Origin of the sequence: Streptomyces sp. NPDC057002, assembly GCF_042673825.1 — a bacterium.
GTDB lineage: Bacteria > Actinomycetota > Actinomycetes > Streptomycetales > Streptomycetaceae > Streptomyces.
In genome coordinates, this window is the sequence record NZ_JBHURZ010000002.1 from 985376 (window position 1) to 999694 (window position 14319).

The following is a 14319-nucleotide window of genomic DNA, read 5'->3' on the forward strand; positions in this document are numbered from 1 at the left end:
CCGTCGCGGACCGAGAGACCCTCTCAGGAGAGGGTCGTGACGACCGCGGCGGCGCTGGCGGTGGAGAAGGACGCGGCGGTCTGAATCACCGCGCTGTTCACCGCGGCGGCCCCCCAGTTGCCCTGCTCGATCTCCTTCGCGCGGGTCGCGACCGCACTCGACCACTTCGGGACGGGATCCAGGCTCGGCAGGGTGCCGCCGGCCGAGATGAGGGCGATGATCGCGGCGAGACGGGCATCGGGCTCCTCGCCGTGCTCCAGCACGGCACGCATCCGCTCGCGCAGTTCGGCCTCGTGTCCGGTGTCCGCGGCAGGCAGGCTCGTCGTGGGGAACAGCCCGAGGAGCCGCTTGCGTTCGCGACGGAGCAGCCCGCGTTTCACGAGGCGATCGGTCAACGGCTTCCAGAGGCCGGAACCGATCGTGACCAGCAGCGACTGGACCTGCCGGGGACGGGCCGCGATCGTGTCGTAGGCGGACCGGAGCAGTGGGTCGGGAAGGCTGCCGCTCCCTGTGGCGAGGACCTTCGTGCCCGTGAACCAGGCGCGACTGTCCTCGGGCTCGATCCTGCCGAGGAGCGCGAGCTCGACCAGTACCGCACCACCCAGGGTGTGGTGCAGCGTCCCGGCTCCGGCCGGGATGCCGTACTCGTCGTCGAGCATGAGCAGCAGCACGTCCTCGACGATCAGTGTGTTGTCCTGCATGGATTCCCTCAACTCAACTCAACTCGGTTCGGCCGGCTCAGATCAGCTCGGCGGGCAACGGCAGGGGTGCCAGGCGGTAGGCCGGCGGCTCGGTGCCGTGCAGATGGCGTACGAAGTAGTCCCAGGTCCGGCGCACGACATAGTGCCCACGGTTGAGCAGCGCATGCTCGGCGCCGGGCACGATGAGCATGTCGAAGTCGCCGTCGGCCTCGATCAGGGCATCGACCAGACGCAGCGTCTGGTGGGGGAGCGCGTTGTCGTCGAGTTCGCCGTGGATCAGCAGCAGCTTGCCCCGCAGGCCGGCCGCCAGGGCCGGGTTCGAGAGCTCCTCGAGGTCACCTTCGCCGTGGTAGTGCTCGGCCCACATCGTCAGATTGACGCGGTTGTCGTGGTTGCCGGCCACCGCGACGCCGACCTTGTAGAAGCCGGGGTGGGCGAGCAGCGCGCGGGCGGTGGCGAACCCGCCCGCGGAGTGCCCGGTGATGCCGACCCGGCCGGTGTCCAGCCAGGGATACCGCAGCCCGAGCTCGCGGATCACCCCGACGTGGTCCGCCAGGGCGCCGGCATAGCCGAGGTCGCCGTAGGACTGGTCGTGGAAGGCCTTGCCGCGCCCGGCGGTGCCACGCCCGTCGACGGCGACGACGGCGAATCCCAGCGCGGCGAGCGACTCGGGACCGCCCTGGAGGGGAGGGTTGAACGACGGACCGGCCCGGTGCACCTGGGGCCCGGGGTAGATGTGGTCGATCACGGGGTAGCGGCGTTCGGGGTCGAAGCCGTGCGGGCGCCACAACAGCCCGTAGACAGGGGTCCTGCCGTCGGCGGCGGTGGCGCGGAACCGTTCGGGCGGGGTCCAGCCGAGGGCCTCGAGCCCGGCGGTGTCCGGGGCCTCCAGCTCGACGAGGATCTGCCCGTCCCCGCCGACCACTCGCGTCCGGGGCGGGACGGCGGGCGTGGAGACGCGGTCGACCAGGTAACCGCCCTCCGGCGGGCTGACGGCGTCATGGTCGTGGTCGTCGTCGCTGAGCCGGGTGAACCCGGTGCCGTCGAGACCGACCCGGCAGACCTGCCGGACGTAGGGGTCCTCGTCGACGAGTCCCGATGCGAGGAACCAGACCTGCCGGCTGTCCTGGTCGACCCACAGGACCTTCCGGACGAGCCACTGTCCGGACGTCACCCGCGTGGGCGTCCGGTCGTCCGCCGAGTACAGGTACAGGTGGCCCCAGCCGTCGCGCTGGGACCACCAGAGGATCTCGCCGGAGTCCAGGACGTGCGCCATCGGCTCCTCGCCGAGCTGCGGGGTCGGGTCGACCCGGGTCGTGCCGGTCTCGCCGATCAGCGTGGTCGTCTCACCGGTGCCGGGGTCGAGCCGGCACAGCTCCAGGGTGCGGGCGTCCCGGGACCGGTACAGGAAGTGGACCGTGTCTCCCTTCTCGCCCGACCACCACGCGTACACCACGGCACTCGGGTGCACGATCGTGGCCGGATCGTCCCGCTGGCGCACGACCTCGCGTCCGGCGAGGTGCAGGACCGTCCAGGACATGGTCGCCTGCGCCTCGTCGCCGGGCATCGGGTACCGGTAGCGGTGCTCGACGGGCCGCCCGCCGTCCGGCGGCGACGACTCGACGAGGACCTGCTCGGGCAGGCCGCGTTGGTCGAGGCGGTGCACCAAGAGGCGGGTGGAGTCCGGCGACCACTCTGCCTGGAAGGGCGCCCCCAGCCCGAACGACCGCATCAGCATGCGGCCGCTCATGGGGTCGGGCAGGCTCCCGTAGTCGTGGTGGGGCTCCGCGTCGTCGGTGAGCGCGAACTCCTCGCCCCCGTCGCGGGCACGGACCCACACGTTCCCGTCCCGGCGGAACGCGATCCACGTCCCGTCAGGGGAGGGGATCTCGAGCGGTCCGGGCGACTGCTCCTCGTCGACGCGGGCGCAGGTCCCGGAGTGATCCGACCACTCCCAGCGCGATCCGAACGCGAAGAACCGGACGGCGTCGGAGGTGCCGTCGCGGTCCGGGAACTCGATCGTCGTGAACGGCAGGTCCGCCGCCTCGACCGCGTGCCCGGAGGCCACCGACAGCGCGGCGGCGAGCCGGGCGTGGTCGAACGCGTCGCGGCGGGTTCCCGCTGCCGGGTCGGCCACGAGGTAGCGGGAACCGACGCGGTACCAGAAGCGCGTGCCGCCGTTCAGCCACTGCGGAGTGACGGTCATTCCGGGGACGTGCCGCGCCCGGTGCGGGCCCAGCATCTGCTCGGCGCGGGCGTAGTCGGCGTCGGTGAGCCGGGTCATGTCGCGGGGTCCTTTCCGGGACGGCGGAGTTCGACCACGGCCGTGCCGTGGATCCGTCGATCGAGCGCTGCCACCACCCACGGGACACTGTGCCGCCACGGCACACTCAAGCCCTTTGTGACGCGGATCATGAACCGCTTCGGCACGGCTCTTGACCATGCCGCGACGGCACGGTGTGGACTGCACCCATGGCCTGGAGCACCCGAGAGATCGCCGAACTCGCCGGCACCAGTCTGCGGGCGGTCCGCCACTACCACGAGGTCGGACTGCTGGCGGAACCCGAGCGGCGCGCCAACGGCTACAAGCAGTACGGCGTCGCGCACCTGGTCCGGCTGCTGCGCATCAAGCGCCTCACCGACCTCGGGTTCTCGCTGTCCCGGATCGCCGCGATGGGCGACGTCGACAACCACCCGGAAGAAGCCCTGCGCACCCTCGACGCCGAACTCGCGGCCACCATCGAACGCCTCCAGCGCGTCCGTGTCGAACTGGGCCTGATCCTGCGCCGGTCACTGCCGACCGACCTGCCGCCCGAGTTCGCCCCGGCCGCCCGGGCAGGGATGTCCGAGTCCGACCGGTCCCTGTTCATGGTGATGACGCGGGTCCTCGGCCCGGCCGCTCGGCAGGCCTGGTCGGACATGATGGGGAACCAGACCGACGGCCCCGTGAGCAAGGAGTTCGAGGCACTGCCCGCCGACGCCGACGAGCGGACCCGCCAGGACATCGCCGAGCGCCTGGTGCCCTACGCCCGAGAGGCGTTCGACGAGCACCCGGACCTGCGCGCCCCCGCCACCGACGCCCCGCACGGCGAGGCCTTCGCCAAGAAGACGATCGGGAAGGCCCTGAGAGACCTGTACAACCCCGCACAGCTCGACGTCCTGCGACGCGTCAACGCACTGCTCGGCACGGACGCCGAGGCCTGACAGCCGTAATCAGACAGGGAGGACGAAAGGAGGGTGCGCGCCGTTGAGGAAGTAGTCCCCGACGTCACGGAGCCGGTGGGCGACAGGCTCGTACAGGGTGTGGGTCCGGGCATTGCGCCAGAAGCGGTCGAAGCCCAGCCGCGCGGACGCGGAGCGGACACCGATGATGTCGAGGGCGCGGGCGGTGGACTCCTGCACGGCCTTGGACGCGGCGGCTTCGGCCATGGCCACGAGGACGGAGATCTCCGCGTACTCCTCGTAGCCCAGGTCCTCGCCGCGTGCCAGCCCGTCGTGCAGGGCATCCCGCGCCTGGTCGGCGAGCGCGGACGCGGAGCGGGTGAGCACGGTGAGTTCCCCGTACGCGGTCAGCACCTGGGGGTCCTGCGGCGAGCCGACCGGCCAGTCCGGGTGCCAGTGGGAGTGGCCGGTCCTGCTGTACTCACGGGCTTCGGCGAGCACGCCCTCGGCCATGCCGAGCCGGAGCTGCACCGAAAGGAGACGCCCGACCGGGGACACCAGAGCAGTGAGAGGCGACAGGACTTCCTCGTCGGCGGCCAGCGAGCCCAGCACATCGTCGGCGGAGACCGGTACGGCGTCGAACTCCGCGCTTCCGCCCGCCGCGAGCCGCTGCCCGAAGGGGTCGGCGTCACCGTCGATCACCACGCCCTGAAGGGCGGGATCCACCACGACGACGAGCGGCTCGCCGGTGTCGGCCCGTACGGCCCGCACGGCGAGGCGGTCGGCGACCAGGACGCCGGCGGCGTAGCTCTGGCGGCCGTTCAGCACATACCCCTGCGCGTTCCTGGCGAGTGACAGAGCCGGTTCCTGCCGCGCCAGACCACCGCCCCAGCACCACTGCTCCGCCGCGGAGCGCCGCTCCAGCCGGGCGGCGAGAGCGGGGTCGGTGAAGAACCGGGCGCTCCACGACATGAAGTAGTGACAGCCGAGCAGTTGGCCGATCGCACCGTCGGCCGCCGCGATCTCCCGGACCACGGCGTACGCCGTCGGCCAGTCCGCGCCGCCGCCCCCGAGCCCGGCCGGTATCAGGAGCGTCAGCAGGCCCGACTCGCGCAGCCGGGACACCTCGTCGAAAGGAGGCTTGCCGGCCTGGTCCCTGGCCACCGCGTCCGTGGCCAGGTCGTCCGCCGTCTCACGGGCCACGTGCAGCCAGTGCGTACGTCCGGGCCCGGTCGGCTCGGACTCCGAGCCCGGGCCGGTCGACGCAGGGGCTGGGCCCATGGCGGAGGTCTCCTCAACTTGTGTGGGGCATGCATCATCCTGCGCAGCGGCCCGAGGCGCCGTCAATACTTTCCTAGTAATTCTATAGGGAATGTAGGGAACGTGGGGAGCGGCGATATCCGGCCAGCCGGGCCCTCAGCCTCTGCACGGGTGTGGGCGGCAGGGCCCGCGCCGCGCCGCGCGCGTAGTGCCGCTCGACATAGAACTGCCCCACGCTGAGCACGGTGGTGACGGCGATGTACCAGAGCGTGGCGACCATCAGCAGCGGGATGACCTGGTAGGTCTGGTTGTAGACCAGTTGCGCCGAGTACAGCAGGTCGTGCACGGCCAGCACGCTGACGATGCTCGTGCCCTTCAGGGTGCCGATCAGCATGTTGCCCGCGGTCGGCACGATGGAGCGCATCGCCTGCGGCACCACGATCCGGCGCAGGGTGCGCGCCCTGCCGATGCCCAGGGCCTGGGCCGCCTCCGTCTGGCCGGTGTCCACCGAGAGGATGCCGCCGCGCACCACCTCCGCGGCGTAGGCGGCCTCGTGCAGCGTCAGGCCGATGACGGCGGTGAGGGCAGGGCCGAGCAGGTTCACCGTCTGGACGGTGACGAACTGCGGGCCGAACGGGACACCGAGTCCGAGCGTCGGGTAGAGGGCGCCGATGTTGAACCAGAACAGCAGCTGCACCAGCAGCGGGGTGGACCGGAAGACCCATACGAAGCCCCAGCTCAGCGTGGCCAGCACGGGGTTGTCGGACAGCCGCATCACGGCCAGCGGAATGCCGAGCAGAAAGCCCAGCACCATCACCACGCCGGTCAGCCACAGGGTGAGGAGCAGCCCGTCGAGCACGGCGCCACTGGTGAAGTACAGGCCGACCACGTCCCACTGGAAGGCGCGGTTGCGGACGACGGAGTTGACCACCATCGCGAAGAGCAGCAGCGCGACGGCCGCGGACAGCAGGCGGCCCACGCGCCGGCGCGGCACGATCCTTGGGAGATCGTCGTCGGGCCCCCGGCCCGGAATCCGGCCGGAGGGCGCCGTTGGAGGCCCTGCGGACGCGGCAGGTGCGGAATCGGTGAGATCGGGCAGCGAGACCATCGGAGGGATCTCCAGGGAGGGAGGCGCGGCATGGGTACGGGACCGGAGTCCGGCTTCGGCGTCATCACGCTCGCCGCGTCCCTCAACGCGGTGCGCCCGATCGTATGGGTCCGGCACACACAGGTGTCAACCACACACAGGAACCGTTCAACTCCCGTCCGGCATCCGAGCCGTGGTTGACGAAAAGCAATGTGTCCTGCTCAAGTAGTCGCATGAATGCCGAGCAGCGCCTGGTCAGCCGGGTCCACATCGACTTCGGTCGAGTGTGGTCCGCGGCGTGTTGCGCCTGACACGGCAGCGGGCCGTCTGACCGGCCCTTCCCTCCCTCGGTGTCCCCGTCGCGGGCCGAGTCTCTCTTCTGACACGCGCTGCCGTCGCCCCACCCCGCCCGGGGCTCGTACCCCGGCGTCATCACATCTGTTCACCACCTGGTTCCCCACGCCCTGAGGCGCCGTCACACCCGACCGCGCCGAGGGCTGCCCCGCCGTGCCTCGGCCCGAACTCGGCGCGGCATCAGAGGACTTGAGGAAAGGCCATACCCATGCCCGTGGAGTTCCTCGGCATCGCCGCCACCCACGACGGTTCCGAAACCACCCCGCGCTCCGGCGCAGCCTTCGACAAGGAGTACACGCTCCGGCTCGCCCGTGCGCACGAGGACCACGACTGGGACCGGGTGCTGTTCGCCTACGGCTCCGGATCGCCCGACCCGGCGCCGGCCGCCGCCTACATCGCGAGCAGGCTTGACCGGCTCCAGATCCTCCTCGCGCACCGGCCCAACGTCTCGTACCCGACGTTCGCCGCGAAGACCTTCGCCACCCTCGACCAGATCAGCGAGGGCCGGCTGACCGTGCACTTCATCACGGGCGGCAACGACCACGAGCAGGGCCGCGAGGGCGACACCCTCACCAAGGACGAGCGCTACGCCCGCACCCGCGAGTACATCCGGATCGTCAAGAAGATCTGGACCACGCACGAGCCCTTCGACCACGAGGGCGAGCACTACCGCTTCCACGACTTCGTCAGCGACGTCTTCCCGGTCCGGCAGCCGCGCCCGAACGTGTCCTTCGGCGGCTCGTCACCCGCCGCGTACGCCGCCGGTGGTGCCGAGGCCGACGTCTACTGCCTCTGGGGCGAGCCGCTGGCGAAGACCGCCGAGCAGATCGAGACGGTGAAGGCGGCGGCGAAGGCGGCGGGCCGCACCGATGTGCCGCGCATCCAGGTGGCCTTCCGCCCGATCATCGCCCCGACCGAGGAACTGGCCTGGGAGAAGGCCCACCGCACGGTCGGCGCGATCAAGGCCCGCAAGGAGCGGGGCGAGGCGATCACCAAGCGCCACAACGGCCTGGCGCAACCGCAGAACACCGGCTCGCAGCGCCTGATCGCCATCGCCGAGGCGGGGGAGCGCTACGACCGTGCCCTGTGGACCCCGACGGCCGCCGCGACCGGCGGCGCGGGCAATTCCAACGCCCTGGTCGGCACCCCGGAGACGGTCGCCCAGGCCCTCCTGGACTACTACGACCTCGGCGTCGACATCCTCTCCGCCCGCGGCTACGACCTGCTGGGCGACGCCATCGACTTCGGACGGCACGTGATCCCCATCGTCCGCGAGGAGGTCGCCAAGCGCGACGCCGAACGTGCGGCCCGCGGCACACAGACCCTCACGGCGGTGAACGGATGACCTCCGCACCGGAACTGACGTTCATCCACGTCCCCGCCTCCGACCCCCGCGTCGAGCCGCTCCTGCGCGAACTCGGCCACGAGTACTCCAGACGCTACGGCGGGGACGCCCACGCCGAGATGGCCCGCTATCCCGACGAGGAGTTCACCGAGCCGCACGGCGGCCTGCTCATTCTGCTCCTGGAACGCGGCGAGCCCGTCGCGGGCGGCGCCTTCCGCCGGTACGACACGACCACGGCCGAGCTGAAGCGGATCTGGAGCCACTCCGCCCACCGGCGGCGCGGTCTGGCCCGGCGCGTCGTCGCCGAACTGGAGCAGCAGGCGGCCGTCCGCGGCTACCGCCGGATCTACCTCACCACGGGCCCTCGCCAGCCCGAGGCCCGCGGCCTCTACCTGGCCACCGGCTACACACCGCTGTTCGACACCGAGGCCGACCCGGAGACCGTCGGCCCGCTGCCGTTCGAGAAACACCTCGGAGAGGCTCTCAAGCCGTGAACACCCGCACGATCAGAACCCGTTTGCGCGGCACCGCCGCGCTCGCCCTGCTGCCCGTCCTGGCGCTCACCGCCTGCGGCTCCGGTGGCACCCCCGGCACCAGTCCGGCGGGCGCACAGGCTTCCCCCGCACCGACCGACGACCCGGTCGCCGCCGTACGCAAGGTGGACTCCGTCGCCGCCCTGCTGCCCGCCGACGTCCGCAAGGCGGGCACCCTGCGCATCGGCAGCTCCGTCGGGTTCCCGCCCGGGGCCTACTACCCGAACGGCCCCGGCAAGGCCCCCGCGGGCCAGGACATCGACATCGCCGACGCGGTGGCCAAGGTCCTCGGCGTGAAACCGGTACGGCAGGACGCCTCCTTCGAGACGATCCTGCCCGCCCTCGGCAGCGGCAAGTACGACGTCGGCACCGGCAACTTCGGTGTCACCACCCAGCGCCTGAAGACCGTCGACTTCGTCACCTACATCAACGACGGCCAGGGCTTCGCCGTGAAGAAGGGCAACACCACACTCAAGAAGAAGGTCACCGACCTGAAGCAGCTGTGCGGGCTGACCATCGGCACGGGCGCCGGCACCACCTTCGAGACGACCCTCACCGCGCAGAAGGACATCTGCGCGAAGGCCGGCAAGAAGCCGTACGAGGTGAAGGTCTACTCGGAGAACGGCGCCACGCTCACCGCGCTCCAGCAGGGCCGCATCGACGTGATCATGTCGACCATCAACGGCCTGCGCTACCAGGCGGCCCAGCCCGCGGCGCGGACCACCTTCCTCGGCGAGTACCACCGCCTCGACGTCGGCTTCGCCTTCGCCAAGAACTCCCCGCTCACCAAGGCCTTCCAGGCCGCCGTCGACGCACTGATCAAGGACGGCACCTACGCCCGGATCCTCGAGAAGTGGGGCACCTCCGCCTCCGCGATCGACGCGTCGCAGATCAACCCGCCCGAGCACAGGTGACCCATGAGCAGCGACACCATCACAGAACCGGCCCCCAGGCTGGTCGAAGACCCGGCCGAACTGAAGGTCGTCCCCACCCGCCACTACGCCCGCTGGGCCGCCGGCGCCGCCGTGATCGTGCTGATCGCCCAGTTCGTCCACGGTCTTGCCACGAACCCCGTCTGGGAGTGGAACGTCTTCCGCGACTACGTCTTCTCGGAGACGATCGTCCAGGCGGTGTGGGTGACCCTCCAGCTCACCGCCTACGCCACCGTCCTCGGCTTCCTCCTCGGCACCGTGATCGCCTTCATGCGGCTGTCGCGCAGCCCGCTGCTCTCGACCGTCGCCTGGACGTACATCTGGATCTTCCGGTCGATCCCGATGATCGTGCAGCTGGTGTTCTGGTTCAACCTCAGCGCCCTGTACAAGGAGCTGGGCCTCGGCATCCCCTTCGGCCCGGTGTTCTGGTCCGTCGACAGCAACACCCTCATCGGCACGATCGGCGCCGCCGTCATCGGGCTGACCCTGCATCAGGCGGCCTACGCGGCCGAGATCGTCCGCGGCGGTGTCCTCGCCGTCGACCACGGACAGCTCGAAGCAGCCGCCGCGCTGGGCATCCCCCGGCTGCGGCAGATCCGCCGGATCGTCCTGCCGCAGGCCATGCGCGCCATCCTGCCCACCGCCGGCAACGAGATCATCGGCCTGCTCAAAGGCACCTCGGTGGTCTACGTGATGTCCATCGGCGAGCTCTTCTACCAGGTGCAGGTGATCTACGGCCGCAACGGCCGGGTGATCCCGCTGCTGCTCGTCGCCACCGCCTGGTACGTCGTCCTGACCTCCCTGCTGTCGGTCGCCCAGTACTACATCGAGCGCCGCTACGCCCGGGGCGCCGACCGCACCCCGCCGCCCACCCCGTTCCAGCGCGCCCGGCGCTTCGTGACCAAGGAGAGCTCATGACCGCCGTCATGGTCGACGTCCACGGCGTCCACAAGAGCTTCGGCCCCCTGGAGGTGCTGCGCGGTGTCGACCTGGAGGTCCGCGCCGGCGAGGTCACCGTGATCCTCGGCCCGTCCGGCTCCGGGAAGTCCACGCTGCTGCGCACCATCAACCACCTGGAGAAGGTCAACCGCGGCTGGGTCAGCATCGACGGCGAGCTCATCGGCTACCGCCGCTCCGGCAACAAGCTGCACGAGCTGAAGGAGAAGGAGGTTCTGAAACAGCGGACCAACATCGGGTTCGTCTTCCAGAACTTCAACCTCTTCCCGCACCTGACCGTGCTGGAGAACCTCGTCGAGGCGCCCGTCTCCGCACTCCGCCGCCCGCGCAAGGAGGCGGAGGAGACCGCCCGCCGGCTCCTGGAGCGGGTCGGCCTCGCCGACAAGACCGATGCCTATCCACGGCAGCTTTCCGGCGGACAGCAGCAGCGCGTCGCCATCGCCCGCGCACTCGCCCTCGAACCCAAGGTGCTGCTCTTCGACGAACCCACCTCGGCGCTCGACCCCGAACTGGTCGGCGAGGTCCTCGACGTCATCAAGGACCTCGGCCGCACCGGCACCACCATGATCGTCGTGACCCACGAGATCGGCTTCGCCCGCGAGGTCGCCGACACGGTGGTCTTCATGGACGGCGGTGTCGTCGTGGAGCAGGGCCCGCCTTCTGCCGTCCTCGACGCCCCGCAGCACGAGCGCACCCGCGCCTTCCTCTCCAAGGTCCTCTGACCACCCGCCCGTTCCGCACGCAAGGAGCACCACCGTGGCCACCCTCGCCGCCCGCCGCACCACCGCCGCAACGCTCGGACTCGCCACCGCCCTCGTTCTCGCCGGCTGCGCCAACCCCACCGACGGCGGCACCACCGAGGTCGCGGCCAAGCCCGGCAGCAAGACGAAGATCAACATCAGTCCCGACCAGAAGCGCGTCACGACCGGAAAGGTCGACTCCATAGCCGCGGAAGTCCCGGAGAAGATCCGCAAGAGAGGCACACTGGAACTCGTCTCCTCGTCCGGCTCCGCCGCACCGCTGACCTTCTACGCCACCGACAACAAGACCGTCATCGGCGTCGAACCCGACCTCGCCCACCTGGTCGCGAACGTGCTCGGCCTCGAGCCCCACATCAACACCGTGTCGTGGGAGAACATCTTCGTCGGCCTCGACAGCGCCAAGTACGACGCGGGCCTCAGCAACATCACCGTCACCGAGGAACGCAAGGAGAAGTACGACTTCGCCACCTACCGCGAGGACAACCTGGGGTTCGCGGCGAAGAAGGGCAGCGGCCTGAAGATCACCGGTCCGAAGGACGTGGCGGGCAAGACCGTCGCCGTCAGCAGCGGCACCAACCAGGAGAAGCTGCTGGTCGAGTGGTCGGCACAGAACAAGAAGGCCGGCCGCGAGCCGGTGGACATCAAGTACTACCAGAACGAGAGCGACACCTACCTCGCTCTCCAGTCCGGCCGGATCGACCTCTACCTCGGCCCCAACCCGACCGCCGCCTACCACGCGGCCACCAGCGGGAGGACGGAGGTCGTCGGCACGTACTCCGGGGCCGGCGCGGGCCTCCAGGGCCTCATCGCGGCCACCACCAAGAAGAACAGCGGACTGGCCAAGCCGCTCGCCGACGCGATCAACCACATCATCGACAACGGCACCTACGCGAAGGTGCTGAAGCGCTGGGGCCTGTCCGACGAGGCCGTGACCAGGTCGGAGATCAACCCGCCCGGCCTGCCGAAGGACGGCAGCTAGCCGTCTCGTCCGAGACCGTCCGCGACCACCAGACCGCTGAGGAGCACCCGACCATGTCCGGCATCCCTCTCGGGGTCCTCGACCTCGTCCCGATCCCGTCCGGCTCCACCGCCGCCGAGGCGCTGAAGAACACCATCGATCTGGCCCGGCGGACCGAGCAGTTCGGCTACAGCCGCTACTGGTTCGCCGAGCATCACCTCAACCCGGGCGTGGCCGGGACCTCACCCGCCGTCGTACTGGCCCTGACCGCCTCCGCTACCTCCACGATCAGGATCGGCTCCGGGGCCGTGCAACTCGGGCACCGCACCGCCCTGTCCACCGTCGAGGAGTTCGGCCTGATCGACGCCCTGCACCCGGGGCGACTCGACCTGGGCCTAGGCCGCTCCGGCGGCCGACCTCCCGGACAGACGGCAGAACCCCGCCCGACCACGACCCCGGTCGTCGACGGGCGCACCCCGGGCGGCCTGAAGATCCCGCCCCGGTTCTCCTTCGAGCACCTGCGCGGCTCACCGCGCCTCAAGCTCCAGCAGGGGTTGTTGCAGCAGCCGGGCGCCGGCCACCAGGACTACGGCGAACAGGTCGACGACATCCTCGCGCTGCTGCGCGGCGACTACCGCTCACCGGAAGGGCTCGCAGCACACGCCGTCCCCGGTGAGGGCGCCGACGTGCAGGTGTGGATCCTCGGCAGCAGCGGCGGCGAGAGCGCCGACGTCGCGGGCCGCAACGGCCTGCGTTTCGCGGCCAACTACCACGTCAGTCCGGCCACCGTGCTGGAGGCGGCCGAGGGATACCGGGCCGCGTTCCAGCCGTCCGACCATCTCGACAAGCCCTTCGTCAGCGTCTCCGCCGATGTCGTCGTGGCCGAGGACGACGAGACGGCCCGTGAACTGGCCGCCGGCTACGGCCCGTGGGTGCGCAGCATCCGCACCGCCGAGGGCGCGATCCCCTTCCCGACCCCCGAACAGGCCCGCGCCCACGCCTGGTCGGAGCAGGACCGGGCCCTGGTCGCCGACCGCGTCGACACCCAGTTCGTCGGCTCGCCGGGGCGCGTCGCCGACCAGCTCGAACAACTCCAGGAGGCCACCGGCGCCGACGAGCTGATCATCACCACCATCACGCACGACCACACCGACCGCGTGCGTTCCTACCGCCTTCTCGCGGAGGAATGGCAACGGCGGTGAGCCGGTCGCGACCCGGCCCCCGTTCCTGCGTTTCCGCAGGACGAGGGCCGGGCGCGAACCCGTGTCACAGCGCGGCCGCCGCGCCGTGCAGGCTCTTCGCGGCCAGGGCCAGGCCCTCGGTCTGCGAGTAGGCCGCGTCCTCGTGCTCGATGTTCACCGCCATGTCCGGGTCGACCTCGGCGAGGGCGCGCAGGAACTCCGTCCAGTAGGCCACATCGTGTCCCTCGCCGACGGCGACGAACTTCCACGCCGGGTTCTCCGGCCAGGAGTTGCACCAGAAGCCGTAACCGGTGGGCACCTTGCCGGGCGCGTCGGTCGGCACGCGGGCGAACGACGTGTCCAGCACACCGCGGATGTCGGCACCCGGGCAGAGCGTGGCGTCCTTCGCCGCGGCGTGGAACACCAGCGGGCCCAGCCACTTGACGCAGGCGACGACGTCCATGCCCTGCCACATCAGGTGCGAGGGGTCCATCTCGGCGCCGACGTTCGTCAGGCCGCCCTCGTCGACGAGGCGCTTGAGGGTGACCGGGGAGAACACCACGTTGTGCGGGTGCATCTCGATGGCGACCCGGACGTCGTGCTCCCGGGCCAGCGCGTCGATCTCCTTCCAGAACTCGACCGCCACGCCCCACTGGTAGTCCAGGACGTCCATGTAGACGCCGTCCCACGGGTTGACGACCCAGGAGGGGTACTTGGCGTCGGGGTCGGAGCCCGGGGTGCCGGACATGGTGACGACGTGCTTCACACCGAGCAGACCGGCGAGCCGGATGGTGCGGCGCAGGTCGTCGGCGTGCTTCGGGCCGACGCCCGGCAGCGGGTTGAGCGGATTGCCGTTGCAGTTGAGCCCGGTCAGTTCCATCCCGCGGTCGGCGAACGTCGCCAGGTACTCCTCGCGCGCGGTGGCCGAGGACAGCAGCAGGTCCACCGGGCAGTGCGGGGCGGGAATGAAGCCGCCGGTGTTGACCTCGACCGAGGTCAGCCCGTTCTCCTTCAGGATGTCGAGGGCCTCGGTGAGGGTCCGGTCGTGCAAACAGGCGGTGTACGCGCCGAGCTTCAGGGCCATGGTT

General features: G+C 70.6%; 13 protein-coding genes. 8 read left to right on the top strand and 5 right to left on the bottom strand.

The window, feature by feature from the left end; genetic code table 11:
- Window positions 1-23: 23 nt before the first annotated feature.
- Both ACFT32_RS12495 and ACFT32_RS12500 read right to left on the bottom strand, forming a co-directional pair.
- The gene (locus ACFT32_RS12495) at window positions 24-701 is read right to left on the bottom strand and encodes a GPP34 family phosphoprotein (protein ID WP_382488393.1); all 678 of its coding nucleotides are present in this window, start codon (window positions 699-701) and stop codon (window positions 24-26) included.
- Window positions 702-738: 37 nt separating this feature from the next.
- On the bottom strand, window positions 739-2985 hold the full coding sequence (locus ACFT32_RS12500) for a DPP IV N-terminal domain-containing protein (RefSeq protein WP_382488394.1): 2247 nt from the start codon (window positions 2983-2985) through the stop codon (window positions 739-741).
- Between the two features lie 188 nt (window positions 2986-3173).
- Between ACFT32_RS12500 and ACFT32_RS12505 the strand changes: the two genes are divergently transcribed.
- The gene (locus ACFT32_RS12505; protein ID WP_382488395.1) at window positions 3174-3905 is read left to right on the top strand and encodes a MerR family transcriptional regulator; all 732 of its coding nucleotides are present in this window, start codon (window positions 3174-3176) and stop codon (window positions 3903-3905) included.
- A gap of 9 nt (window positions 3906-3914) precedes the next feature.
- Here the strand turns inward: ACFT32_RS12505 and ACFT32_RS12510 are convergent, their stop codons facing one another.
- Both ACFT32_RS12510 and ACFT32_RS12515 read right to left on the bottom strand, forming a co-directional pair.
- Window positions 3915-5144: an acyl-CoA dehydrogenase family protein gene (locus ACFT32_RS12510; RefSeq protein ID WP_382488396.1), complete on the bottom strand. Its 1230-nt coding sequence runs from the start codon at window positions 5142-5144 to the stop codon at window positions 3915-3917.
- A gap of 82 nt (window positions 5145-5226) precedes the next feature.
- The gene (locus ACFT32_RS12515) at window positions 5227-6231 is read right to left on the bottom strand and encodes an amino acid ABC transporter permease (protein WP_382488397.1); all 1005 of its coding nucleotides are present in this window, start codon (window positions 6229-6231) and stop codon (window positions 5227-5229) included.
- 541 nt (window positions 6232-6772) lie between these two features.
- Between ACFT32_RS12515 and ACFT32_RS12520 the strand changes: the two genes are divergently transcribed.
- Genes ACFT32_RS12520 through ACFT32_RS12550 form a run of 7 tightly spaced genes read left to right on the top strand, consistent with a single transcriptional unit; the run spans window position 6773 to window position 13252 of the window.
- On the top strand, window positions 6773-7909 hold the full coding sequence (locus tag ACFT32_RS12520; protein WP_382488398.1) for an LLM class flavin-dependent oxidoreductase: 1137 nt from the start codon (window positions 6773-6775) through the stop codon (window positions 7907-7909).
- Window positions 7906-8403, top strand: a complete 498-nt coding sequence (locus ACFT32_RS12525; RefSeq protein WP_382488399.1) for a GNAT family N-acetyltransferase — start codon at window positions 7906-7908, stop codon at window positions 8401-8403. The genes ACFT32_RS12520 and ACFT32_RS12525 overlap by 4 nt, the downstream gene beginning before the upstream one ends.
- Window positions 8400-9356, top strand: coding sequence for an ABC transporter substrate-binding protein (locus ACFT32_RS12530; protein ID WP_382488400.1), 957 nt, complete (start codon window positions 8400-8402; stop codon window positions 9354-9356). The genes ACFT32_RS12525 and ACFT32_RS12530 overlap by 4 nt, the downstream gene beginning before the upstream one ends.
- A 3-nt stretch (window positions 9357-9359) precedes the next feature.
- Window positions 9360-10292, top strand: coding sequence for an amino acid ABC transporter permease (locus ACFT32_RS12535; protein ID WP_382488401.1), 933 nt, complete (start codon window positions 9360-9362; stop codon window positions 10290-10292).
- Entirely contained in the window at window positions 10289-11053 is a 765-nt protein-coding gene (locus tag ACFT32_RS12540) for an amino acid ABC transporter ATP-binding protein (RefSeq protein ID WP_382488402.1), read from the top strand. Before ACFT32_RS12535 ends, ACFT32_RS12540 begins: the two co-directional genes overlap by 4 nt.
- Before the next feature lie 34 nt (window positions 11054-11087).
- Window positions 11088-12071 carry an ABC transporter substrate-binding protein gene (locus tag ACFT32_RS12545; protein WP_382488403.1) on the top strand — a complete coding sequence of 328 codons (984 nt, stop codon included), beginning with the start codon at window positions 11088-11090 and terminating at the stop codon, window positions 12069-12071.
- A gap of 53 nt (window positions 12072-12124) precedes the next feature.
- The gene (locus tag ACFT32_RS12550; protein ID WP_382488404.1) at window positions 12125-13252 is read left to right on the top strand and encodes an LLM class flavin-dependent oxidoreductase; all 1128 of its coding nucleotides are present in this window, start codon (window positions 12125-12127) and stop codon (window positions 13250-13252) included.
- 64 nt (window positions 13253-13316) lie between these two features.
- Here the strand turns inward: ACFT32_RS12550 and ACFT32_RS12555 are convergent, their stop codons facing one another.
- Entirely contained in the window at window positions 13317-14315 is a 999-nt protein-coding gene (locus ACFT32_RS12555; protein ID WP_382488405.1) for a sugar phosphate isomerase/epimerase family protein, read from the bottom strand.
- Window positions 14316-14319 lie beyond the last annotated feature (4 nt).